Below are 24,531 nucleotides of genomic sequence, written 5' to 3' on the forward strand. Positions count from 1 at the left end.
GTAGGTCGATTATGTATATGTAAACGAATATTTATACATGAAGCTCACCCCCTGCGGGTGGGCTTTTTCATGTGCCGTACCGCAGGTGGGTGTCCAGAAAACAGAAAAACAATCAAACACACACCGAATATGCTGAGAATTGCCATCCAGGCCAAAGGCCGACTGAACGAACAGAGCATCGAACTGCTTTCCGAAGCAGGCATCCGCGTTGCCGAGAGCAAACGCAAACTCATCTCCCGCGCGGAAGGGTTTCCGCTCGAAGTCCTCTACCTGCGCGACGACGATATCCCGCAGGCCGTAGCCATGGGCGTCGCCGACCTGGGCATCGTGGGACTGAACGAAGTTTCCGAAAAGGGATTCCCCGTCGAGCAGGTCATGGACCTCGGGTTCGGCGGCTGCCGCCTCTCGCTGGCCGTGCCCAAAACGGCGGCTTACGAAGGGCTCGGGTTCTTCCGCGGCAAACGTGTCGCCACCTCCTACCCCAACATCCTGGGCCGCTACTTCGCCGAACAGAACATCGACGCCGAAATCCACACCATCGAAGGTTCCGTCGAAATCGCCCCCGCCGTGGGCATGGCCGACGGCATCTTCGACATCGTCTCCTCGGGCGGCACGCTCATTTCGAACGGCCTGGTCGAGGTCGAGAAGGTTCTCTTCTCCGAAGCGGTGCTCATCGCCAACCCCGAGCTCGACAGCGACAAACGCCGCGAGACGGAGCAGCTCACGTTCCGCTTCAACTCGATCCTCGACAGCCGGGGCATGAAATACGTGCTGATGAACCTCCCGAAAGAGCGGCTCGACGACGCCATCCAGATACTCCCCGGCATGCGCAGCCCGACGGTACTGCCGCTGGCGCAGGAGGGCTGGTGCTCGATCCACGCCGTCATCTCCCAGGAACAGCTCTGGGAGCGCATCGAACGCCTCAAGGAGATCGGCGCCGAAGGCATCCTGATCCTGGCACTCGAAAACATGATCCGCTAAACCGGAACCCGCTATGGAAATCCTGAAAATCTACAACAACCCCGAACGCGCGGAGTGGCCCTCCCTCACCGAACGCTTCACCCGCGAAGAGGAGGAGATCACGCGCCAGGTAGCCGAAATCCTCGCCGAGGTAAAATCCGGCGGCGACCGTTCGCTGCGCGAAATCACCCGCCGCATCGAAGGGCGCGAACCCCGGACATTCGAAGTGTCCGCCGAAACCCGCGCCGCGGCCGAAACCCTTATTCCCGCCGCACTCAAGGAGGCCCTCGCCACCGCAAAATCCAATATCGAAACCTTCCACCGCGCCCAGCTCGCCCCCGAAGTCGATTCCGAACCGATGCCGGGCGTGAGGTGCGTACAGCGCGCCCTGCCGATCGGCCGCGTAGGGTTGTACATCCCCGGCGGCAAGGCCCCGCTCTTCTCCACCGTGCTGATGCTGGCCGTTCCGGCGCGCGTCGCCGGCTGCAAAGAGGTGATCCTCTGCACCCCGGCCCGGCCCGACGGCACAATAGCCCCCGAGATACTCTATGCCGCCGACCTGTGCGGCGTCGACCGCATCTTCGCCGTCGGCGGAGCGCAGGCCGTGGCCGCCATGGCCTACGGCACGGAGAGCATCCCGCGCGTCGACAAGATTTTCGGTCCGGGCAACCGCTATGTCACCAAAGCCAAACAACTCGTCGGCGCCAACGACGTAGCCGTCGACCTGCCCGCCGGCCCTTCGGAAGTGCTGGTACTGGCCGACGACGAAGCCTCGCCCGCTTTCGCCGCCGCCGACCTGCTCTCACAGGCCGAACACGGAGGCGACAGCCAGGCCGTACTGGTCTGCCCGTCGATAGAGTTCGCCCGCGACGCCCAGCGGGCCGTCGGCGAACAACTGCTCCAGCTGCGCCGCGGCGACACCATTCGCGAAGCGCTCCGCCAGAGCCGCATCGTGGTCCTCGACAGCCGCGAAAAGATGATCGACTTCGCCAACGCCTACGCCCCCGAACACCTGATCATCTCGATGCGCGACGCATGGGAGGCCGCGGCGCAGATCACCGCCGCAGGCAGCGTCTTCATCGGCCCCTGGTCGCCCGAAAGCGCCGGGGACTACGCCTCGGGAACCAACCACACGCTTCCCACGGGCGGCTGGGCACGCTCGTACAGCGGCGTGAACACCGATTCGTTCCTGCGCAAGATCACCTACCAGGAACTCTCCCGCGACGGACTTGCGCTCCTCTCCCCGACGATCATCGCCATGGCCGAAGCCGAAGGCCTCGGGGCACACGCCGCCGCCGTGCGCGTCCGCATGAAAGGGGGTGTGTTATGAGACCGCTCGACGAACTCGTTCGCCCCAACATCCGGGCGCTGAAACCCTACTCCACGGCCCGCGACGAATATGCCGGCGGGGAAATTTCGACCTGGCTCGACGCCAACGAAAACCCCTACGACAATGGCGTCAACCGCTACCCCGACCCGCACCAGAAGGTCCTCAAACAGAAAATCGCCGCCCTGAAAGGCGTGCGCGAAACACAAATCTTCATCGGTAACGGCAGCGACGAGGCCATCGACCTCGCCTACCGCATCTTCTGCCGCCCCGGTGTCGACAACGCCGTCTCGATCGCCCCGACCTACGGCATGTACCGCGTCGCAGCCGATGTCAACGATGTCGAGATGCGCGAAGTCCCGCTCGGCGAAGACTTCTCGCTCCCGGTCGACGAACTGCTCGCCGCAGCCGACGAGCGCACCAAATTGCTGTGGCTCTGCTCCCCGAACAACCCGACGGGCAACGCCTTCCCCGAGGCCGAAATCGAGCGGCTTCTCCGCCGGTTCGACGGCATGGTCCTGCTCGACGAAGCCTATATCGACTTCTCCGATATGCCGGGCTTCCTCGCACGGCTCGACGAATTTCCCAACCTGATCATCCTGCAAACCCTCTCCAAGGCGTGGGGCATGGCGGGCCTCCGCTTCGGACTGGCCTTCGCTTCGGACGCCGTCGCTGCGCTTTTCGCACGGGTGAAATACCCCTACAACATCAACTGCCTGGCGCAGCAGGCTGTCGCCGAACGGCTCTCGGACGACATTGCGCCGCAGGTGGCCGAGCTCTGCGCCGAGCGCAACGCCCTCACATGGGCGCTCGCCGACTGCCCGGCCGTCGTGCAGGTTTACCCTTCCGACGCAAACTTCATCCTGATCCGCACGCCCGAACCCGACCGGCTCTACGACGCGCTGATCTCGGCCGGTGTCATCGTCCGCAACCGCTCGCGCATCCCGGGCTGCGCCGGATGCCTGCGCATCACTGTCGGAACCCCTTCGGAGAACGCCCGGATGCTCGAAACCGTCAAAAATTTCCGTTTATGAAAAAAGCCCTCTTCATCGACCGCGACGGCACGATCATCGCCGAACCCGCCGACGAACAGATCGACAGCCTCGAAAAACTCACGTTCGTCCCCGGGGCTATCTCGGGCCTGAAAACCCTCACGGGCCTCGGGTTCGACCTCGTACTGGCTACCAACCAGGATGGCCTCGGGACAGATTCCTTTCCCGAAAACACCTTCTGGCCCGCCCACGAAAAGATGCTCGCGACGCTCGGCGGCGAGGGCGTTGCGTTCGACGACCAACTGATCGACCGCACCTTCGAAGCGGACAACGCCCCCACGCGCAAACCCCGCACCGGCATGTTCGGCAACTACCTCGGCGGCGAATACGATCTCGCCGCCAGCTATGTCATCGGCGACCGCGTGACCGATATCCTGCTGGCCCGCAACCTCGGGGCGCGGGGCATCCTGCTCTCTCCCGCCGCCGAAGGGGCGCAAATGCTCGCAAAGGCAGGCATCGCCGACGCCTGCGCACTGGTCACCGACTCGTGGGCCGAAATCGCCGATTTTATCCGCCGCGGCGAACGGCGGGTCGAAATCCGGCGCGAGACCCGCGAAACGCAGATCGCGGTGCGCCTCGACCTCGACGGCCGCGGGGATTTCAACGGACAGATTTCCACCGGTCTGCGCTTCCTCGACCACATGCTCGCCCAGATTGCCCACCACGGCGGCGTCGCGCTCGCCGTCGATGCGCAGGGTGACCTCGACATCGACGAACACCACACCATGGAAGACGTGGCCATCACCCTGGGCGAGGCCATCGACCGCGCGCTGGGATCGAAGGCCGGCATCGCCCGCTACGGGTTCGCCCTGCCGATGGACGACTGCCGGGCGCTGGTGCTCCTCGACTTCGGGGGACGCATCGACTTCGAATGGGACGCTTCGTTCCACCGCGAACGGGTCGGCGACGTACCCACCGAAATGTTCCGCCACTTCTTCCACGCGCTCTGCTGCGCCGCGCGCTGCAACCTGCAAATCTCGGCCCGCGGCGAGAACGACCACCACAAGGCCGAAGCCATCTTCAAAGCCTTCGCCCGCGCCCTGCGCATGGCCGTGGCCCGGCAGGGTTTCGGATACGACATTCCCAGCAGCAAAGGAGTCCTATGATAGCCGTCGTCGATTACGCCACAGGCAACCTGCGGTCGGTTGCCGACGCCCTGCGCCGCGCAGGAGCCGAATTCACGCTCACGGCCGATCCCGCCGTCCTGCGCCGCGCCGACAGGGTGATCCTGCCGGGAGTCGGCGAAGCCTCCTCGGCCATGTCGAAACTCCGCGAACGGGGCCTCGACACCGTGATCCCCACCCTCACACAGCCCGTACTGGGCATCTGCATCGGCATGCAGTTGATGTGCCTTTCGAGCGAAGAGGGCGACGCCCGCTGCATGGGCATCTTCCCCGCCCGGGTCCTGCGGCTGCCGTCCGTCACACCCTGCGGCGCACAGCTCAAAGTCCCCCACGTGGGCTGGGACACGATCTCCGGCCTCAGCACCCCGCTGTTCCGCGACCTCGCCGAAGATACTTATATCTATTATGTCCACTCCTTCGCCGCAGAGCCCTGCGCCGCAACAATCGCGACGACCGACTACGGCCGGCCGTTCAGCGCGGCTCTCGCCCGCAACAACTTTTTCGGCACGCAGTTTCACCCCGAAAAAAGCGGTTCGGCCGGAGCCCGGATTTTACAAAATTTCCTAACCCTTTGACACCATGATCGAAATCATACCCGCAACGGACATCATCGGCGGCGAGTGCGTACGCCTGACACAGGGCGACTACGCCAGCCGGAAGACCTATTACCGCGACCCGCTCGAAGCGGCGCTCCGCTTCGAAGAGGCAGGCATCCGCCGCCTGCACATGGTCGACCTCGACGGCGCCAAAGCTTCCGAACCCCGCAACCTCGCCGTGTTGGAACGTATCGCCGCGAAGACCTCGCTCGAAGTGCAGTACGGCGGCGGCATCAAGAGCCGCCAGGCGCTTTTCGACGTTTTCGCCGCCGGAGCCCGCCGGGCCATCTGCGGCAGCCTCGCGGTCCGCGAACCCGAACGCTTCGCCGAGTGGCTCACGGAGTTCGGCCCCGAACGGCTGATCCTCGGCGCCGACATCCGCGACGGCTCAGTAGCCATTCAGGGCTGGCTCGAAAGTTCGGCCCTCACGGCGCCCCAGCTCATCGAACGATTTATCCCGCAGTCTCTTACACAGGTTATCTGCACCGACATTTCACGTGACGGCATGCTGTGCGGCCCCTCGGCTGCCTTTTACGCCGACCTGCAAGGCCGTTTCCCCGCCGTCGAAATCACCGTCAGCGGCGGCATCTCGTCGATGGACGACATCGAAGAACTCGACCGGCAGGGCCTACGGAGCGTCATCGTCGGCAAAGCCTTCTACGAAGGACGCATCACCCTCAAAGACCTCGAACGATGCTTGCGAAACGGATAATCCCCTGCCTCGACATCCGCGAAGGCCAGACCGTCAAGGGCATCAACTTCGTGGGGCTGCGAGAAGTCGGCGACCCCGTGGAACTCGGTGCTAAATATGCCGCCGAAGGAGCCGACGAACTGGTCTACCTCGACATCAGCGCCTCCGAGGAGGGACGCCGGACCTTCACGGAACTGGTCTCGCGCATCGCCGCACGCATCGACATTCCGTTCACCGTCGGCGGTGGCATCTCGTCGGTCGACGACGCCGGACGGCTGCTCGACGCCGGAGCCGACAAGATCACGCTCAACAGCGCCGCCGTGGCAAATCCGGCGCTGATCGACGCCATTGCCGCCAAATACGGTTCACAGTTCGTCGTAGCGGCGATCGACGCCCGGACGGTCGACGGCCGATGGATCGTCACGACCCACGGAGGCAAACGCCCCACCGAGCGCGAACTCTTCGCCTGGGCCCGCGAGGCCGCCGACCGCGGTGCGGGCGAAATCCTCTTCACCTCGATGGACCACGACGGCACGAAAAACGGCTATCCGTGCGAGACCTTCGCACGGCTCTCGGAACTGCCCCTCCCGATCATCGCCTCGGGCGGCGCAGGCACGGTGGACCACATCGCCGACGTACTGACGCTCGGCCGCGCCGATGCGGCTTTGGCGGCCAGCATCTTCCACTACAATGAAATTCCGATCCCCGTATTAAAGCAAGCCTTGAACAAACGCAATATAAACGTCAGATTATAAACCACTATGAAAATCGAAGCAAAACCGTTTTCGGCGCTCAACGCCGAGAAACTCCCCGGCGGACTCGTTCCCGCCGTCATCCAGGACGACCGCACCCTGCAGGTACTGATGCTGGGCTACATGAACCGGGAGGCGTATGAAAAGAGCCTCGCCGAAGGCCGCGTCACCTTTTACAGCCGTTCGCGCCAATGCCTCTGGACCAAGGGCGAGACGAGCGGCAACTTCCTCGACATCGTATCGGTAGCCGCCGACTGCGACAACGACACGCTGCTCATCCGCGCCATCCCCCACGGCCCGACCTGCCACACGGGGTCGAAAACCTGCTTCGGGGAGGCAACGCCCGAGAACGAAGGATTTATCCGCTACCTGCAGAGCGTCATCCAGGGCCGTCACGCCGAGATGCCCGAAGGTTCCTACACCACGAAACTTTTCAACCGCGGCGTAAACAAGATCGCACAGAAGGTCGGCGAGGAGGCGGTGGAAACCGTCATCGAAGCCGTGGCCCAGAACCGCGATGCCATGATCTACGAGGCATCGGACCTGGTCTACCACCTGCTCGTGCTGTTGGAAGCCACCGGATGCTCGATCGCCGACCTCGAAAAAGAGTTGGCCCGCAGGCACTCCTGACCCCTCCGGGAGGCATTTTTACGCTGAAAACAGGCGCTTCGGACGAAAGAATGTAACAAATCGTTTGCATTTTTCATCCGAAGCGCTTATTTTTGCAACGGAACGCCGTATGCATCAGCGGTAAAGTCCTCATGAAAACTGTAATCAAATCCGAATACGAAACGTTATTCCGCCAGCATTTCCGGCTGGCGACGCTCTATGCGGAACGCATCGTCGGCTCGGCCCACGAAGCCGAAGACATCGTACAGGAGGTTTTCATCACGCTGCTCGACACCGACTTCAGCCAGATTCGCCAAAAGGAGAACTACCTCTACCGCTGTGTCCGCAACGCAGCCCTCGACCACCTGCACACCCGCATGAAAAACCGCTTCTACGACATCAACTCCAACGAGATGGTGCGGCTGGCGGCCGAAGAGGGCAGTCACATCGACGAACAGGCACTCATCGAGCAGGTTGCGAGCCTCTACCGCCGCATCGAAGCGCTGCCCGAACAGGGACGCCGCATCTTCAGGATGATCTGCATCGAGCACAAAAGCTACGTCGAAACAGCCCGCCTGCTGTCGCTGTCGCTCCACACCGTAAAGACCCACATGTCGCGCTCGTTCAAAGCCCTGCGCAAAATGTCGCTGTTCTTCTTCTCGTTTTTCTAACAGCGCCGCCTGAGGAATAAGCCCGGTTTCAATCCGATGCGATCCACTCCGAAGGGCCGAAAGAAGAAAAACAAAAACAAGACTTTGCCTTACAATTCGTAACCACCCTGCAATTTTTAAAGAAAAATACGCCGGCATTGTATGTCCGGCGCACTCTTTTTCGGTCTATTCCATAGGAAGCGTCTGTTTCCAACCGACCAAAACCGACCTAAAAGCACAAAATACGAAATGAGTTTCGAAAACCAGATCAAAGAGATCCTCAAAGCCCGCCTCGAAGGGACAGCGACCGAAGAGGAACTGGCGATCCTCCGGGAGTGGCTCGAGCGTTCGCCGCAGAACCGCGAACTGCTGGACCTGCTGGAAGAATCGACGGACAGCCTTCCGTTACTGGGCCGCATCTACGGCTACGACGAGCAGCGCGTATGGGGCAATATCCGCAAAGCGGCCCGCAAACGCCGGATGCAGGCGCTGGCCGGCACTGTCCGGAAATACGCAGCGGCGGCAGCAGCGCTGGCCCTGCTGGCCGGAGGCAGTTGGTGGGCGCTCGACCGCCGTGCCGGACAGCTCGCACAACAGGCCTACATCGAGCAGGTGGTCCCCGGAGTACGGGGCGCCGTGCTGACCCTCTCGTCGGGCGAGAATGTAGCGCTCGAAGAGGGCGGCCAGCGGATGCTGGTCGAACAGGACGGCACGCGCATCGAAATCGGCGGCGACGAGCTCGCCTACCACAAGGAGGAAGCCGAAGAGGAGATCGCAATGACAAACACCGTCACCGTACCGCGCGGCAAAGAGTTCTCGCTCCGCCTCTCGGACGGCACACAGGTCTGGCTCAATTCGGAATCGAGCCTCGTCTTCCCGGTCCGCTTCGGCGACGGTCCGCGCGAGGTGACCGTCACGGGCGAAGCCTATTTCGACGTGGCGCACGACGCGGCACGGCAATTCGTGGTACATGCCGACACGGTCAGCGTAAGCGTTTACGGCACGGCATTCAACCTCTCGGCCTATGCCGACGAAGGCGTGATCGAAACGACGCTCGTGCGGGGCAGCGTCGAGGTCCGGAGCGGCCGCCGGCATGCGATGCTCGAACCAGGGCAACAGGCCCGCGTAGGACGTGAAGGCGCCGTCTTCGACGTGCGTCCGGTCGCCGCCGAGGATTATGCGGCCTGGACCCGGGGACTTTTCACCTTCAACGAAGAACCGCTCGCCTCGATCTGCCGCAAACTCTCGCGCTGGTATGGCGTCGAGATCGTTCCGCAGGGCGCCGAGGCCGGGCAGATGCGCTACACGGGCATCGTGAAACGCTACGAAACCTTTGCCGAAATGGCCCGCCTGCTGGAACGGACCAACCAGATACGCGCGGAGGTCCGGGACGAAAAGATCGTACTTTGCATCGACCGTGACGACAGTTGATGCCGGTTAGTCAGGGAGCCGCCCGACGGGGCGGCAATTATGTCACTTAAAACAATGCTACTATGAGGAAACTTTACCTATCAGTATCACACCGGAAACCGTGGCTGATCATGTGCGCGTGGTTGCTGGCGATCTCCGTCTGGGGTATCCCCGGGCAGGCGGCCGCAGCCGACGCTTTGCAGCAACGCAGGGAGCGCATCTCCGTATCGTTCCGCAATGCATCGCTGACCGAGGTTATCCGGCAGATCAAACAACAGACGGGATATTACATCCTTTATAATAGCGATGTCGTGCAGGAGGTCAAAGGCATCTCTTTCAGCAAGGCCAACGCACCGGTAAGCGAAGTGCTCGACGAAGCGCTGCGCGGCACGCGGCTCGAATATTCGATCGACGACGATACCATCGTAATCCGCCCCCGGAGCGGGGGGGGGAATGACCCTGCTCCCCGGAAAGTTCCGGACAAGGTCGTCAGCGGACGCGTGACCGACACGGCGGGCGCACCGCTCGTCGGCGTGAACATCCTGATCCAGGGGACCAGCACGGGCGTCGTTTCGGGCTCCGACGGCGGATTTTCGATCCGGATGCCCGAAGGACGCGACAACCTGATCTTCTCCTACATCGGCTACATATCGCAGACGCTCCCTTCGGCACAGGCCAAACTGGTCAAACTCGTGCAGGACGAACAGGAGATCGAAAACGTCGTGGTGACCGGTATCTTCACGCGCAAGAAGGAGAGCTACACGGGTTCGGCCACGACCATCACGTCGAGCCAGTTGGCCCGTGCAAGCAACCGCAATGTGTTCGAGAGCCTGAAAAACATCGAACCGTCGCTCTACATCCTGGACAACACGCTGATGGGTTCCGATCCCAACACGCTGCCCGACATGCAGTTGCGAGGCATCACCACATTCCCGTCGGAATCGACGACGGGCGTGAACATCAAGGGCAACTACCAGAACCGGCCCAACCAGCCGCTGTTCATCCTCGACGGCTTCGAGACCACGGCCGAAAAGGTGATGGACATGGACATGACCCGCATCGAAAGCATCACCATCCTCAAGGACGCCGCGGCCAAGGCGCTCTACGGTTCGAAGGCCGCCAACGGCGTCATCGTCATCGAAACCAAGCGCCTCGCCGGCAACCAGGAACTGGTGACCTACACCGGAAGCATCGAACTGTCGATGCCCGACCTGTCGAGCTACAACCTCTGCAACGCCTGGGAGAAACTCGAAGCCGAACGCATCGAAGGCGTCTTCACCTCGACGAACCCCAATACGCAGGTCGACCTCACGAAACGTTACAACGACCTGAAAGCACAGGTACTCGGCGGACTGGACACCTACTGGCTTGCAAAACCCCTGCGCACGGGCGTCGGCCACAAACACACCCTTTCGCTCGAACTGGGCGACAGCCGCAAGTTGCGGGCGATGGTGGACTTCTCGTACAACAACGTGGCAGGCGTGATGAAGGGTTCGGAACGCACGGTGATCTCGGGCGACGTGAACCTCTCGTACCGCAAGAAGGATTTCCTGTTCCGCAACATCCTGAGCGTAAGCAACACCAAGAGTGAGAATTCACCGTGGGGCGATTTCGAAAGCTATGCGCTGATGAATCCCTACTGGAGTGCCATCGACCCCCAGACGGGCCAGACCGCACGCTGGGCCTACGACAAAGTCGCCAACCCGATGTACGACGCCACGCTCGGCACGCTCGACAAGGAGACCTACACCAGCGTAACGGACAACTTCTACGCCGAATGGCAGGCCACCGAGGCGCTGAAACTCACCGCCCGCTTCGGCATCGCGGTGAAACGCAGCGACGCCGACGAATTCTATCCCGCCAAGCACTCGAAATTTGCCGGCGCGACCTACGAAAGCACGAGCATGCAGATGCGCAAAGGTTCCTACCAGCTCGACAACGGCAAAAGCAGCGACATTTCGGGCGAAATCTATGCCAACTACGCCAAACAATGGGGCAAACATTTCCTTTACGTCAACGCCGGCGGCAAGATCGCCGAGAATACGTACAGCGCCTACCAGCACTACGCCGAAGGCTTCCCCAACAGCCAGACGGCCGACATTACGTTCGCCCGGCAATACGCCCAGGACAAAAAACCGGTCGGCGTCTCATCGATCGTCCGCGAAATCAGCTTCCTGGGAACGGCGTCGTACAGCTACGACGACCGCTACAACGTCGACCTCACCTTCCGCGAAAGCGCCTCGTCGCTCTACGGCGCGGACAACCGCTGGTCGTCGGCATGGAGCGCCGGCGTGGCATGGAACCTCCACAACGAACCTTTCCTGCGCAACCAGGACCTTCTCAAGGAGTTTAAAATCCGCGCCTCGGCCGGCCTGACGGGCAACCAGAACTACGACACCAACGAAGTGCTGGCCACCTACCTCTATTACACCGAGGCCTCCTACCACGGACAGACGGGCGCCTACCTCTCGAAAATGCCCAACCCCGCCCTCAAATGGGAGCAGCGCATGGATTACAACGTGGGCGCCGACATCATGATCCACCGCGCCACGATCGCCTTCGACTACTACAATTCGGTGACCGAGAACATGCTTACCAACGTGGCGATCCCCACCTCTTCGGGCTTCGACACCGTGAAGGACAACCTGGGCAAGGTCCGCAACCGCGGCATCGAGGCCAAGCTGAGCTACACGCTCTGGCAGGGCAAGCAGGGCTTCTTCAGCGTCTTCGGCTCGATCGCCTACAACAAGAACACCATCATCAGCCTCTCGGAGAGCCTGAAGGCCTACAACGACAAGATGATGGCCCTGGCACAGGACAAGAGCAATTCGACGCCCGTGCTGATCTACCAGGACGGCATGCCGATGAACGCCATCTGGGCCGTTCCGTCGCTGGGCATCGACCCCACGACGGGTATGGAAATCTACGTCAAGAAGGACGGCACGCTGACCTACGAATACGACGCGCAGGACCAGGTAGTGGCCGGCATCAGCGATCCCAAATACCGCGGCAACTTCGGGTTTGCTGCCGAATACAAAGGATTCGGCCTCAGCGCTACCTGCACGTTCCTCGGCGGCGGACAGAAGTACAACACCACGCTGGTCAACAAGGTCGAGAACGTCGACATCCACTACAACGTCGACCGCCGCGTGCTCTACGGACGCTGGCAGACCCCGGGCCAGAACGCCATGTTCAAGAAACTGGGCTCCTACACCGACGAAAACGGCGACCAGCACGACGAAAAGACCCGCGCCACGACCCGCTTCGTGCAGAACAACGACGAACTGACCTTCTCGTCGCTGAGCGTCTACTACGAATTCAACCCGCGGCTGATCAGCAAAATCCGCCTCAAACGGCTCAAGCTGGCGTTCTACATGAACAACATCGGCACGCTTTCGACGATCCGCCTCGAACGCGGTACGACCTATCCCTTTGCGCGGAGCATGTCGTTCCAGTTGACCGGAACCTTTTAACACCAAATTTTCGAAGCCATGAATAACAGCATAAAATACCTTCTCCTGTCCGCCGCCCTCGCAACCGTTTCGTGCGAAAAATGGCTCGACGTGACGCCTCCGTCGGAAATCCGAGCCGAGGACCACTACTCTTCGGCCGAAGGCTTCCAGCAGACGCTCGTCGGCTGCTACCTGGCCATGGGAGCCACCGAACTCTACGGCGAAAACTTGACGTGGCACATGGTCGAAATGCTGGGCCGCCAGTACGACGCCCGAAAAAACTCGACGGCGGACGACTACGCCCTCGACCGTTACAACTATACGGCCGACAAATCGGTAAAGGTGATCGAACCTGTCTGGGAAAAGGCCTACTCGGTAATCGCCAACGCCAACGAGGCCCTCGACTATATCGACCGCAAGAAGGACGAACTCGACTCGGTCAACTACCGCATCATCAAAGGCGAACTGCTCGCCGTCAGGGCCTATGTCCATTTCGACCTGATGCGCCTGTTCGGATGCAGCAACCTCGCCGGGCGCACCGACCTGGAGAGCCGTTATACGATTCCTTACGCCACGGTCGTCAGCAAGGACCCGGCGCCGCAGTTGACCTATGCAGAGACGATCAACCGCATGATCGCCGACCTGACCGAGGCCGCCCGGCTGCTGGAGATCGACCCGATTCGGGCCAGATATCCCGACAATATCTACGCAGAGGCCAATGTCGACAAATTCTACGACTTCCGCCACATGCACCTGAACTATTTCGCCGTCAAAGCGCTGTTGGCGCGCATCTGCCTGTGGGAAGGCAGCGCGGAGAACAAGCGCACCGCGCTGCAGGCCGCCCTCGAAGTGATCAAGGACCCGGCGGCAGTCTTCCTCGCCAGCGGACTGCAACTGCGCACGTTCACCGATGCGGCAAAGGCCCCCACGACCGAAATGTGTTTCCCGAGCGAGCACATCTTCGCACTCGACGTGACAGACCTGTCCAAGAAGATCGCAACCAATCTCAACCGCGAATACTCCGCCGAAGACCGCCAGTACCGCACGCTGTGCATCAGCAATTCGATCGCCGACAACCTCTTCGAGATCAAGGGCGACGGAGTCTCCGACTGCCGTTACAAGCAGCTCTACCACAACGTGGATTATTGGCCCGAGGGAACCAAGACTCCCTCGAAACTCTACCAGCAGACCTCGACGGGCGCCGAATACAGCTACAAGAACCTGATGCCGCTGATCCGCCTGCCGGAGATGTATTACATCGCCGCGGAGTGTTACATCACCGGCCCGGACAAGGACCTGGGCGAAGCGCGCCGCCTGCTGCAGGCCGTACGCACGGCCCGCGCGGTTTACAACGAACTGGATGAAAACCTCGACGCAGAGGGCCTGATGGCCGCACTCGAAAAAGAGTACCGCAAAGAGTTCATCTGCGAGGGCGTGGTCTTCTATTTCTACAAGCGGCTGGGCTACGAGAAACTGCCCCGCCAGAGCGACGTGATGAGCGGCACGGCCGTCGTCGGCGACGCGGTCTACATGCTACCCTATCCCGATTTCGAGAAACAGTCGGGACGCGTACAGTAAGTCGAACGATTAATTGTTGAGAAGAATGAAAAAACTGATCTATATCCTGCTGGCCGCAGCGACAATAGCCGGCTGCGAAAAGGACGACCCCAAGCGCTACGACATGTCGCAGGGACGGGTTTGTTTCCCGGGGGCCGCGCCTAACGAAACGACCGAATATCCCGGATACTCGAAAACCGACAGCACGTTCTACGCCTCGATAACCTTCAAACAGCAGCCCGAAGGAGCCACCAAAGCGGTGATCGAGGTTCCGGTGAAACTCATCGGCTCCGCCACCGGCTCCGACCGGCAGATCGGAGTCCGCATCCTCGACGAGGGAACCACGGCGCAGCCCGGGCAATACAGCCTCCTCGGTGCGACGATCCCGGCTGGGGAGACTTACGGCGCCATCCGCATCGAAGTCGAGAAATCGGACGAACTCGACACGCAGCAGCGCGTGCTGATGCTCCGCCTGACCGATTCGCCCGACCTCCTGGTAGGACTGCACAACTACCTGAAGGCCAACATCTCGTGGCACAACATGCTGCCGCGCCCGGTCACGAACAAGCAATGGTCGACCTACAACGCCTTTATCAATTCGGAACTCACCTCCGCCAGCACGTCGCCCGACACATACAGCCAGGCGGGACACCAGTTGCTGATGGACATTTTCGGCTGGGAGGTTCTGCCCGACTGGGGAACCGATTACAGCTACTACATCGACGCATGGCGCGCCAAGGCGCAAGCCTGGTACGACGAATGGAAGGCCGCCAACCCCGGCCAGAAACGCGTCCACGAATCGGGTTCCATGAAGGGCCAGGAAGTAACGATCCGCACCAAGTAAACAACCAGCGATTATGAGAAAATACAGCTTATATCTGTTGCTGGCGGGCTGGAGCCTGCTCGCCGCATCGTGTTACGAAGACAAAAGCACGTTGCAGACCGTCGAAATTCCACCCGTCGAAATCGAGGTTCCGGCGTCCATCGCCTCACAACTCTCGGTGGTGCACAACTCCCGGCTCGATGTCGAGGGCATCCGCATTACGAAAAACGGAAAGGAGAACCCCGAAGACCTCGCCTACGAATGGTCGGTAAGCAAGACCGAAAACGACTCGGAACTGATTTCGCTCGCCACGACGCAGGAGTTCCACGAAGTGATCGACCTGCCGATCTCCTCGGCGGGCTACCTGTTCCTGCTGACGGTCACCGACACCACGAACGAACTCAAATACCAGTACCGCTGGAAACTGTTCGTAACGGCCCAGTACAACGAAGGGCTCGTGGTAGCCTACACCAAGGACGGAACCACCTCCGACCTGGCACTGGTCATGCACCGACAGTTGACCGAAACCTATGCAGGCCCCGGGCAGGGCACAATCGAAAAGGACCTGATCGACGGACACAACGGCAGTCCGTTCGCATCGCCGGTCACTCATTTGCTCTACACTTACGACAAAACCAGCAAGCGTAACATGCTGTGGGTGTCGACCCCCGACGACCTGATGCGCGTGGAGACCGAGTACTACGAAATCCTGGGGCACAAGGAGGAGGCATTCGTCTACCTGCCGGGGACGCTACATGTCGAAGCGCTGCTGAATACCTATCAATGCACGATGATCGTCAACGACGGAGATATTTACGAAACGCTGCTCAGCCGCGACCGGATTTCGATGCCCGTCAACGGAACCGAGGAGATGACCGTCGACAACAACGTCGTTTCGGCCCACTCGGCCCCGGCAAGCACCCGGCGCCCGAGCACGATCTTCTACGACAAGGTGCGGGGTAAGTTCTGCTACGGATACAACCAGTCGTTCTACTCCTGCAGCAGTGTGCCGTCGGGCGCCTTCGATCCGGGCAACGCTCCCGGACTGCACAGCATCGCAGGCGGCATCAGCGTCGACAACGCCACGCACACCCTGCTGATGCAGAAGGCAGACGGCAACTACGCGCTCTACACCTTCGGCAACTACTCGGCTTCGGCCGGCGCTCCCACCGCCAAGCTGATCTACGAAATCCCCGCCGAGGCAAACAGCGTCCTGGGCGAGGCCGTGTCGGTTTTCTTCTCGCGGTTCGATCCGGTTCTCTACATCGCCACCCGCAGCGGCATCTACAAGACAGTCTTCACGGCGGGCAGCGTCGTTTTCGATCCGACACCCGTCTTCACCGCTCCGGCAGGCGAGCACATCACCCTGGCGCGCCTCTACGTGCAGGGATACTACGCCATGGAGAATTACGACGGTTCGGCGTCCTACCCGAGCAACGCCTCGCTGGCGTGGAGCAGCCGCGCCGTGGTGGTCGTCACCTCGAAGGACGACATGAACGACAAGCTGCACGTCGTACCGCAGATCAACTTCGGCAGCGGCCAGCTCGACCAGCCGAACGCCCTGGTGTTCGACGGGTTCGGCAAAATCCTCGATTACACCGTCGCAGGGCTTTACAAGTAGCCCGGCCGTTCTCCGAGACGGAAACGCCGCAGATGCTTTTCATGGGGCATCTGCGGCATTTTTTTCATTTTTTGTTATATTTGCCATTACATTTCGGCCGGAAGGCTGCCCAAACCGCAAAAAAAAGAAAACGCCCCGAAAGATGCACGGCAAATCCATACGGTCCGATTTCGAAAAACTGTATATCGACTACCAGCCCCGGCTGCTGGCCTATGCCCGGCGTTTCATCAACGACCCCGCCGAAGCGCAGGACCTGGTACACGATTGCTTTGCGACCCTTTGGGACCGGCATGCGTCGCTCGACGCCCGGGAGGCTTCGATGATGCTGTTCGTCATGACCCGCAACCGGTGTCTCAACTACCTCAAGCACAAAAGCATCGTCAACAAATACATGCTCAGCTACCTGGCCAGGGCCAAAGCGGGGGAAGAGCGCCTCTACAACTACGACTTCTCCTTCAGCGAGAACGAACACCCCTATCTGTATCAGGAACTGGAACAGCAGATACAGCGCATCATGGGGTCGCTGCCCGAGCGCTGCCGCGAAGTGTTTATTCTCAGTCGTTTCCAGGGACTGAAAAACCGCGAAATCGCCGAACGGCTCCACATCTCGCTCAATACGGTCGAACGGCATATTCAGCGGGCCCTGCGAATCTTCGCCGAAGCCCTCGAACACGAAAAATCGATCTACCTCCAGATTCTGATCCTCGCCTGGCTGACCGGCCCGAACTGCTGAGTCCGCCGGCAAAATCCAGCCGCCCGCCGCCTGACATCCAGTCCGGCGTTTTTTTCGTCCTCAGACCGGCGTAAAACAGCTTTTTCTCACAGAAAATCTCATTTTTCCGGAACAGGGGGGGGGTAAAATCCGCCTGAATTGTTGTATTAATGTATGCATACCCCAAACAGCCCTATGAACGAAAAACTGAAAAGACTCGCCGTCCGCTATTTCGAAGGACCGATCTCCCCGGACGAGGAGCGCGAACTCTTCGCATTCATCGCCGCCGCCCCGGAAAACGCCGCCCGGATGCGCGAATGGGAAGAGGAGTGGAAACGCGAACACATACCGCCGCTCAGCGTGCTCGACTCGCTCGGCCTGCTGAAGGCGAAAATCCGCAAACGCGACGGCGCAATGCTAAACCGCCGCCGCTGGCTTCGGTTTACGGCGGCCGCAGCCGTACTGATCCTGATCTCCGCCTTCACAACCCGGTATATCATGCGCCTGGAGACGCCCGAACAACTCTTCTCCGTACAGGCCCCTCAAGGAACCAACAGCCGCATATCCCTGCCCGACGGCACGCAGGTATGGCTCAACGCCGGATCGACCCTCAGCTACAAATCGGATTTCAACCGCTCGTCGCGCGATATCGACCTCTCGGGAGAAGCCTACTTCGAGGTGGCCCGCAATGCCGACCTTCCGTTCCGCGTCGAGGCCCGGGGCTGCCGGTTCACCGTCCTGGGAACCAAATTCAACATCTCGGCCTACGACAGCGAACCGGAGGTCCTCGCCGCGCTGATGGAAGGCTCGCTGCGGTTCGAATCGGCCCGCGACAGGGAGAAGATGATGCCGGGCGACCTGGTAACCTACGACTGCGCGACGAAGCAAGCACGCCGCGAGCAGGTCGATGCCGACCAGTACCGAAGCTGGATCGACGGCGTCATCCGCTACGACGCGATCACGCTGCCGGCACTGCTGAGAAGGCTGGCGCGTGAATACGACGTTGAAATCGACCTCCGCACCGCGGCCTTCGACAACAAGACCTTCCGCATATCGCTCACCGAAGCGCAGGACATCCATTCGATCATGGTCGCGCTCGGCGACATCCTGCCGATCACGGTCAACCACTGCGGCCGCCGATACTGCGTCGGCAGCAAAACCGAATAGCAAGACTCAACCAATCGACATACTAACCTAAACCTTAATTTTATGCATGTAAATCTACGATTCAAGAGGATCGTCGCATCGACGCTCTGCCTGCTGCTGGCGGGACTGGTCCATGCGCAGACCGTCACCAAAACCTTCCGGGATGTCCCGCTGAAAACGGTGCTGGAAGAAGTGGAACGGCAAACCGGCTACTCGTTCCTCTTCGAGAACGAAGAGGTCGATGTCAACAGGCCCGTAACGGCTACATTCAGTGACGCGACGATTCAGACCGTACTCGACCGGGTGCTCGACAAGTCGCTACGCTACTCCGTGAACGGGGGGGGGAAATTGGTGACTATCTCCCGGCGTTCGCAGACACAAACACCGGCCCAGTCGGATAAGGCGCTGACACTCTCCGGAACGGTCATTTCCTCGGCCGACAACCAACCCATCGTGGGCGCGAACATCTTCGTCGAAGGCACGACCATCGGAACGACCTCCGACATCCACGGCAATTACACGCTGAGCGTCCCGCCCGCGACCAAAACCGTCACCGTTTCATTCCTCGGGTACGACACCAAGAAAATAGCTGTCAAGGACATCCATCTTTTCAAGCTCGTCACGCTGGCCGACGCTTCGAACAAACTCGAAGACGTGGTAGTGGTCGGATTCGGCGTACAGAAAAAAGAGTCGCTCGTAGGCGCCGTGCAGTCAGTCAAGCCCAGCGACCTGCAAACCTCGTCGAGCAACCTTTCGACTTCGTTCAGCGGCAAGATCGCCGGCGTGATCGCCGTGCAGAAATCGGGCGAGCCGGGCGCCGACGGCGCGAGTTTCTGGATTCGCGGCATCTCGACCTTCGGTTCGGGACAATCGCCGCTGCTGATTCTCGACGGCGTGGAAATCACCAACCAGATGCTCAACAACATCCCGCCCGAGACCATCGAATCGTTCTCCGTGCTGAAAGACGCCACCGCCACGGCGCTCTACGGTTCACGCGGCGCCAACGGCGTGATGATTATCACGACCAAGAGCGGCCGCGACTCGGAAAAGATGACCATCAACCTCCGCGCCGAATTCGGCGCTTCGGCCCCGACGCGCGTTCCGGAGGTCGCCGACGGCATCACCTATATGGAGACCTTCAACAAGGCCCGCACGACCCGCGGCGAACAGCCCTATTACAGCAAGGAAAAGATTATGGGAACCAAACTGGGCCTCGACCCCTACGTCTACCCCAACGTCGACTGGTACGACATGCTGTTCAAGGACTGCACCTTCAACCAGAATTTCAACTTCAACATGACGGGCGGCGCCAAAAAGATCGACTACTTCCTCAATGCCTCGGTATATAACGAAAACGGCATCATGCGCAAGCCCGAGGCGTCGAAATTCGACACCAACATCAACGCGCAGAAATACCTGTTCCAGGCCAACGTCTCGGCAGACGCCACCAAGACGACCCGCGTGTCGCTGAAGATGAACACCCAACTGCACTACCGTCACGCCCCGATCCAGAGCGTTTCAGACCTCTTCGCATACGCCATGACGGGCATGCCCTGTGAATTCCCCGCAACACTGCCCGGCGAAAGCTCCGACACCTTCGTACGCTTCGGTACGAACAACGCCTGGAACAGCGGATTCTTCACCAACCCCTACGCCCAGTTGTGCCGCGGTTACGGCGACCAGTTCCGCGGGCATTTCACCTCGGCGCTGACCGTTAACCAGAACCTCGACTTCATCACCAAGGGGCTGAGCGCAACCGGAATGGCGACCTTCTACAACCGCGTCTACTCGGCCGTCTACCGCTCGTTCACGCCGTTCATGTACCAGCTTACCGACTACAATATCGACGAGGCGGGCAATTACAGCTACACCAGCAACTCGACCAATACCGGAACCACCTACCTGGGCACAACGCGCGGCAAGGACGGTTACCGCGAGCTGGCGTTCCAGGCCAAGATCGACTACTCCCGCACGTTCGGCAAACACGATGTCGGAGCGACGATCGTCTACCTGCAGAAGGAGCGCAACATGAACATCTCGGACGAGCAGGAGTACGCCGCGCTGCCCTACCGCCAGCAGGGACTCGCCGGCCGCGTCACCTACGGATTCGACAAACGCTACCTGTTCGAGGCCAACTTCGGCTACAACGGCTCCGAGAATTTCGCCGCAGGCAAGCGTTTCGGGTTTTTCCCGTCGGTCGCGCTGGGTTGGGTGATCTCGAACGAACCCTTCTGGAAAGGAATCAAGGAGAAGGTCAACCTGTTCAAGATCCGCGCCTCCTACGGACTGGTCGGCAACGACGTGATTTCGAAAGAGTATGCCGACCGCTTCCCCTACCTCACGACCGTCGACATGGGACAGGGTTACGATGTCTATATCGGCAACAACTTCGAGCGTAAGAAAGGTCCCATCCTCTCCGTTTACGGCAACCCCAACGCCACATGGGAGGAGAGCCGCAAACTCGACATCGGCGTGGAGATCGGCCTGTTCGACAGCCTGAACATCATCTTCGACTGGTTCAAGGAGAAGCGCTCGGGCATCTTCATGCAGCGCACGTCGCTGCCCTCGTCCTTCGGCATGTCGGGCATCACGCCGTGGGCCAACATCGGCAAGGTCGACAACAGCGGCGTCGACATCTCGGTCGACTACAACAAGGCCTTCTCGAAGGACCTGATCCTCTCGCTGCGCGGCACGTTCACCTACGCCCACAACGAAATCGTCGAAATGGACGAACCCAACTACAAATGGGCCTACCAGTACAAGGCCGGACACCCGATCAACTCGATCCAATGCCTGATCGCCGACGGGCTGTTCCGCGACGAGGAGGATATCGCCAACTCCCCCTCGCAGGACATCTATGCCACGACCTACCCCATCCGGCCGGGCGACGTGAAATACCGCGATCTGAACGGTGACAAGATCATCGACGACAACGATATGTGCTGGACGGGCAACCCGACCGTCCCGGAGATCATCTACGGATTCGGGTTCTCGCTCAAATACAAAGGATTCGACTGCTCGGCCTTCTTCCAGGGACAGGGCAAGGTGTCGATCATCATGTACAACTACCACCCCTTCGCGACAGCCGCGACGCCCGGTTCGGGACTGATGCAGTGGATCGCCGACGAACACTGGAGCGAGGACGACCCCAATCCCAAGGCCCTCTACCCGCGCCTGTCGCCGCTGTGGAATAACAACAACACCAAGGCCAGCACGCTCTACGTGCGCAACGGCAAGATGCTGCGCCTGAAGACCGCCGAGATCGGTTACACCTACAAGACAATGCGCGTCTACGTCTCGGGAACCAACCTGCTGACCTTCGCCCCGTTCAAGTACTGGGACCCCGAGAAGGGTTCGGGCAACGGCCTGGGATACCCGCTCCAGCGGACGTACAACCTCGGATTCCAGTTCAATTTCTAATCCAAACACAGCAAAAGACCATGAAAAAGATAATCTTCGCACTTTCACTGCTGCTGCTATGCTCTTGCTCCTACCTCGACGTCGTGCCCGAAGGCAAAGCGACCGAAGAGGACATCTGGAAAACGGAGGAGCAGGCCGAGAATTACCGCTACTACATGCAGACCTACATGCCCAACCTGATCGGGTACGACTGGTCGCCCGACCAGTTCGCCGGCGACGATTTCATCACCGGAGCCCGCGGCACGACCTATTATTTTTCAAGCAAGAGCCTGCTCTACGGCGAGGAGAACGCCAACCTGACCTATTTCGGCCGCTGGGCCCCGAACTGCACCTCGGGCGGTACGAACTACGACATCTACCGCGGAATACGCTACTGTTTCTACCTGCTGGACAACATCTACAAAGTTCCCGCAGTCTCGCAGGAAAACGCCGACCGTTACGCGGGCGAGGCGTGGTTCCTCGTGGGATATTACCACCAGTGCCTGCTCGAATACTACGGACCGATCGTACTGGTCAAGAAGTTCATCCCCATCGACGCACCCGAATCGGAAATTTTCACCCCGCGTACGCCGTACGACGAGTGCGTGAACTATATCGCCGAATGTTACGACAACGCGGCCAGACTGCTGCCCGACGTAGTGGGCGAATCCGAACTCGGCCTGCCCACGAAAATGGCCGCGCTCAGCTACAAGGCCCGTCTGCTGCTCTACGCCGCCTCGCCGCTGGTCAACGGCAATCCCGACTACATAGGGTTCAACAACCCCGACGGAACGCCGCTGATGAACACGACTTACGACCCGGAAAAATGGAAACGGGCGCTGGACGCGGCAGCGGCGGCAATCGCCCTCGCGGACGAGATCAATACCGACACAAAAAAACCGAATTACGACCTCTACACCTCGGCCGATTCGAGCCTGCCCGACGACCAGCGCGGTCGCAAGAACTACCACGACACCTTCGTCGAAGAGCCCTGGAACGGAGCCGAATTCATCCTGGCCAAGGGCGCGCAGAGCGGCATTCAGGCTTTGCAGCGCTACGGCGGACCGCGTTCGATCAAAAACAACATGTCGAAAGGCTGGAAAACGACTCTCGTGCCGACGATGGAGGCCGTCGAGATGTACTACACCAAGAACGGGCTGCCGCTCGACGTCGACCCGCTGACCAAGGACGAGGACCTGTACAGCGTCGCCCCGGGTGACAACACTGCCCGCCTGCACCGCAACCGCGAACCCCGCTTCTACGCCTCGATCGGTTTCGACCGCGGCACGTTCGAAATCGACGACAAGATTCTGACCCTCCAGCTCCGCGGCGGCGAACTGCATGGCTCGACGCTCAAGGAGACCGACGAATACCAGAGCTGCACGGGTTACCTCTGCCAGAAATGGATTCACAAATCGAGTTCCTACAATCAGTCGAAAAACTCGTACAATTACCGCAAATACGCCTATCCGTACCTGCGGCTCCCGGAATTGTTCTACAACTACGCCGAGGCCGACTTCGAATACAACGGATCGCTGAGCAACACCAGTCTGGAGTATCTCAACCGGGTGCGCAAGCGCTGCGGACTGCCCCGCTTCCAGGATTCGTGGGCCCTGGTGGGCGGTATTCCCTCAGGAGCAAGGCTGCGCAAGGTCCTGCATCAGGAGCGTTCGATCGAATTCCTGTTCGAAGGGCGCCGCTTCCACGACCTGCGCCGCTGGAAGGAGGCTCCCGAGGTGATGAACAAGGAACCCCGTTCGTGGAACCGCGACGGAAAGACCCAGGACGATTTCTACAAGGTCATTCCGGCCAATCAGGGCGGCCGCGTGCGCGTTTTCGAATCGCCGAAGAGTTACTGGCTGGCAATTCCCATGAGCCAGATCAACAAAAACCCCAACCTGGTCCAAAATCCCGGTTATTGACCGACCGTTTCACCATAAAACAGAAAAACATGAAAAAACTGGTATATTCGATCTTTATCGCCCTTGTCGCGCTGGCCGCATCCGCCTGCGACGACGATACACCCACCGCTCCGGATTTTGCCGTATCGACCGCGGCATGGTCGTTCGGCCAAACGGAGGGCATGCAGCGGATGATTATCTCGGCGCCGGATGCCTGGACCATCACGGGCATTCCCGAATGGATGTCTGTAACTCCGGCCGAAGCGGACGCAACCCGGGAAATCACCATCCGCTATACAGACAACGAAACTTCAGCCCTCCGTACGGCGACGCTGAGCGTTACCTGCAACGGGGAGACCCTCACGATCAGCATCGAACAGCAAGGAAAAACGCTCCCGGACCTGTAACCAGCCGGAACCGATACGCCTGGAAAACGCCGCAGATGCTTTTTATCGGGCATCTGCGGTATTTTTTTACATTTCCAGAAGGGATTAATCGTAAAAATAATTAATTTTGTAAAGATTCATTCACATAGTGAATATTTTTAGAATATACAAATACCCAAAAAACCTACAATCTGACAAAAACCACAAGCCCAATGAAACCTCAATCATGCCGAAACCTGTTCCGCACCCTGCTCGGAACGGGACTCATCGCAGCCAGCCTCTGCGCCTGCGGTCCCCGCCACAACACACTCAGCGAATCGGAGATCGCCTCGGGCTGGGAATTGCTTTTCGACGGGAATAGCC

Annotated in this window: 19 protein-coding genes; all 19 read left to right on the top strand. The window is 60.2% G+C overall.

The window, feature by feature from the left end; genetic code table 11:
- Positions 1-129 precede the first annotated feature (129 nt).
- The 19 genes from hisG (at position 130) to KG007_RS11780 (ending at position 24,189) form a co-directional block, all read left to right on the top strand.
- Positions 130-981: an ATP phosphoribosyltransferase gene (gene hisG, locus KG007_RS11690; RefSeq protein ID WP_195458728.1), complete on the top strand. Its 852-nt coding sequence runs from the start codon at positions 130-132 to the stop codon at positions 979-981.
- Between the two features lie 13 nt (positions 982-994).
- Positions 995-2,290 carry a histidinol dehydrogenase gene (gene hisD, locus KG007_RS11695; RefSeq protein ID WP_213349024.1) on the top strand — a complete coding sequence of 432 codons (1,296 nt, stop codon included), beginning with the start codon at positions 995-997 and terminating at the stop codon, positions 2,288-2,290.
- Entirely contained in the window at positions 2,287-3,321 is a 1,035-nt protein-coding gene (gene hisC, locus KG007_RS11700; RefSeq protein ID WP_213349026.1) for a histidinol-phosphate transaminase, read from the top strand. The genes hisD and hisC overlap by 4 nt, the downstream gene beginning before the upstream one ends.
- Positions 3,318-4,445 carry a bifunctional histidinol-phosphatase/imidazoleglycerol-phosphate dehydratase HisB gene (gene hisB / locus KG007_RS11705; RefSeq protein ID WP_213349027.1) on the top strand — a complete coding sequence of 376 codons (1,128 nt, stop codon included), beginning with the start codon at positions 3,318-3,320 and terminating at the stop codon, positions 4,443-4,445. Before hisC ends, hisB begins: the two co-directional genes overlap by 4 nt.
- On the top strand, positions 4,442-5,038 hold the full coding sequence (gene hisH / locus KG007_RS11710; protein WP_213349029.1) for an imidazole glycerol phosphate synthase subunit HisH: 597 nt from the start codon (positions 4,442-4,444) through the stop codon (positions 5,036-5,038). The genes hisB and hisH overlap by 4 nt, the downstream gene beginning before the upstream one ends.
- A gap of 4 nt (positions 5,039-5,042) precedes the next feature.
- The gene (gene hisA, locus KG007_RS11715) at positions 5,043-5,771 is read left to right on the top strand and encodes a 1-(5-phosphoribosyl)-5-[(5-phosphoribosylamino)methylideneamino]imidazole-4-carboxamide isomerase (RefSeq protein ID WP_213349031.1); all 729 of its coding nucleotides are present in this window, start codon (positions 5,043-5,045) and stop codon (positions 5,769-5,771) included.
- Positions 5,753-6,505 (top strand): imidazole glycerol phosphate synthase subunit HisF, encoded by a 753-nt coding sequence (gene hisF, locus KG007_RS11720; RefSeq protein ID WP_213349033.1) that lies wholly within the window; start codon positions 5,753-5,755, stop codon positions 6,503-6,505. The genes hisA and hisF overlap by 19 nt, the downstream gene beginning before the upstream one ends.
- Before the next feature lie 6 nt (positions 6,506-6,511).
- Entirely contained in the window at positions 6,512-7,132 is a 621-nt protein-coding gene (gene hisIE, locus KG007_RS11725) for a bifunctional phosphoribosyl-AMP cyclohydrolase/phosphoribosyl-ATP diphosphatase HisIE (protein WP_195458735.1), read from the top strand.
- Between the two features lie 131 nt (positions 7,133-7,263).
- Positions 7,264-7,782: a sigma-70 family RNA polymerase sigma factor gene (locus tag KG007_RS11730; RefSeq protein WP_213349035.1), complete on the top strand. Its 519-nt coding sequence runs from the start codon at positions 7,264-7,266 to the stop codon at positions 7,780-7,782.
- Between the two features lie 228 nt (positions 7,783-8,010).
- Positions 8,011-9,192: a FecR family protein gene (locus tag KG007_RS11735; protein WP_195458737.1), complete on the top strand. Its 1,182-nt coding sequence runs from the start codon at positions 8,011-8,013 to the stop codon at positions 9,190-9,192.
- Between the two features lie 62 nt (positions 9,193-9,254).
- Positions 9,255-12,644: a SusC/RagA family TonB-linked outer membrane protein gene (locus KG007_RS11740; protein WP_249413331.1), complete on the top strand. Its 3,390-nt coding sequence runs from the start codon at positions 9,255-9,257 to the stop codon at positions 12,642-12,644.
- Positions 12,645-12,662: 18 nt separating this feature from the next.
- Positions 12,663-14,201, top strand: a complete 1,539-nt coding sequence (locus tag KG007_RS11745) for a RagB/SusD family nutrient uptake outer membrane protein (RefSeq protein WP_213349037.1) — start codon at positions 12,663-12,665, stop codon at positions 14,199-14,201.
- Between the two features lie 25 nt (positions 14,202-14,226).
- A complete protein-coding gene (locus KG007_RS11750) occupies positions 14,227-15,024 on the top strand; it encodes a DUF4843 domain-containing protein (protein WP_213349039.1) in 798 nt (265 codons plus the stop codon).
- A gap of 13 nt (positions 15,025-15,037) precedes the next feature.
- A complete protein-coding gene (locus tag KG007_RS11755) occupies positions 15,038-16,624 on the top strand; it encodes a PKD-like family lipoprotein (RefSeq protein ID WP_213349041.1) in 1,587 nt (528 codons plus the stop codon).
- A 142-nt stretch (positions 16,625-16,766) separates the two neighbouring features.
- Positions 16,767-17,357: an RNA polymerase sigma-70 factor gene (locus KG007_RS11760; protein WP_213349043.1), complete on the top strand. Its 591-nt coding sequence runs from the start codon at positions 16,767-16,769 to the stop codon at positions 17,355-17,357.
- Positions 17,358-17,531: 174 nt separating this feature from the next.
- On the top strand, positions 17,532-18,503 hold the full coding sequence (locus KG007_RS11765) for a FecR family protein (protein ID WP_213349045.1): 972 nt from the start codon (positions 17,532-17,534) through the stop codon (positions 18,501-18,503).
- Between the two features lie 42 nt (positions 18,504-18,545).
- Positions 18,546-21,902, top strand: coding sequence for a SusC/RagA family TonB-linked outer membrane protein (locus tag KG007_RS11770; RefSeq protein ID WP_213349047.1), 3,357 nt, complete (start codon positions 18,546-18,548; stop codon positions 21,900-21,902).
- Positions 21,903-21,922: 20 nt separating this feature from the next.
- Positions 21,923-23,803 carry a RagB/SusD family nutrient uptake outer membrane protein gene (locus KG007_RS11775; protein ID WP_213349049.1) on the top strand — a complete coding sequence of 627 codons (1,881 nt, stop codon included), beginning with the start codon at positions 21,923-21,925 and terminating at the stop codon, positions 23,801-23,803.
- A 29-nt stretch (positions 23,804-23,832) separates the two neighbouring features.
- Positions 23,833-24,189 (top strand): BACON domain-containing protein, encoded by a 357-nt coding sequence (locus KG007_RS11780; RefSeq protein WP_195458746.1) that lies wholly within the window; start codon positions 23,833-23,835, stop codon positions 24,187-24,189.
- Positions 24,190-24,531 lie beyond the last annotated feature (342 nt).

The organism is Alistipes montrealensis, from assembly GCF_018362775.1.
Lineage (GTDB): Bacteria > Bacteroidota > Bacteroidia > Bacteroidales > Rikenellaceae > Alistipes > Alistipes montrealensis.

Bases quoted from the DNA above. Each gene is read 5' to 3' on its own strand.
- KG007_RS11735 (WP_195458737.1), top strand. From the start codon at position 8,011: ATGAGTTTCGAAAACCAGATCAAAGAGATCCTCAAAGCCCGCCTCGAA.
- KG007_RS11750 (WP_213349039.1), top strand. From the start codon at position 14,227: ATGAAAAAACTGATCTATATCCTGCTGGCCGCAGCGACAATAGCCGGC.
- KG007_RS11730 (WP_213349035.1), top strand. From the start codon at position 7,264: ATGAAAACTGTAATCAAATCCGAATACGAAACGTTATTCCGCCAGCAT.
- KG007_RS11770 (WP_213349047.1), top strand. From the start codon at position 18,546: ATGCATGTAAATCTACGATTCAAGAGGATCGTCGCATCGACGCTCTGC.
- hisF (WP_213349033.1), top strand. From the start codon at position 5,753: ATGCTTGCGAAACGGATAATCCCCTGCCTCGACATCCGCGAAGGCCAG.
- KG007_RS11745 (WP_213349037.1), top strand. From the start codon at position 12,663: ATGAATAACAGCATAAAATACCTTCTCCTGTCCGCCGCCCTCGCAACC.
- KG007_RS11740 (WP_249413331.1), top strand. From the start codon at position 9,255: ATGAGGAAACTTTACCTATCAGTATCACACCGGAAACCGTGGCTGATC.
- KG007_RS11760 (WP_213349043.1), top strand. From the start codon at position 16,767: ATGCACGGCAAATCCATACGGTCCGATTTCGAAAAACTGTATATCGAC.
- hisB (WP_213349027.1), top strand. From the start codon at position 3,318: ATGAAAAAAGCCCTCTTCATCGACCGCGACGGCACGATCATCGCCGAA.
- KG007_RS11780 (WP_195458746.1), top strand. From the start codon at position 23,833: ATGAAAAAACTGGTATATTCGATCTTTATCGCCCTTGTCGCGCTGGCC.
- hisIE (WP_195458735.1), top strand. From the start codon at position 6,512: ATGAAAATCGAAGCAAAACCGTTTTCGGCGCTCAACGCCGAGAAACTC.
- KG007_RS11755 (WP_213349041.1), top strand. From the start codon at position 15,038: ATGAGAAAATACAGCTTATATCTGTTGCTGGCGGGCTGGAGCCTGCTC.
- hisC (WP_213349026.1), top strand. From the start codon at position 2,287: ATGAGACCGCTCGACGAACTCGTTCGCCCCAACATCCGGGCGCTGAAA.
- hisH (WP_213349029.1), top strand. From the start codon at position 4,442: ATGATAGCCGTCGTCGATTACGCCACAGGCAACCTGCGGTCGGTTGCC.
- KG007_RS11765 (WP_213349045.1), top strand. From the start codon at position 17,532: ATGAACGAAAAACTGAAAAGACTCGCCGTCCGCTATTTCGAAGGACCG.
- KG007_RS11775 (WP_213349049.1), top strand. From the start codon at position 21,923: ATGAAAAAGATAATCTTCGCACTTTCACTGCTGCTGCTATGCTCTTGC.
- hisD (WP_213349024.1), top strand. From the start codon at position 995: ATGGAAATCCTGAAAATCTACAACAACCCCGAACGCGCGGAGTGGCCC.
- hisG (WP_195458728.1), top strand. From the start codon at position 130: ATGCTGAGAATTGCCATCCAGGCCAAAGGCCGACTGAACGAACAGAGC.
- hisA (WP_213349031.1), top strand. From the start codon at position 5,043: ATGATCGAAATCATACCCGCAACGGACATCATCGGCGGCGAGTGCGTA.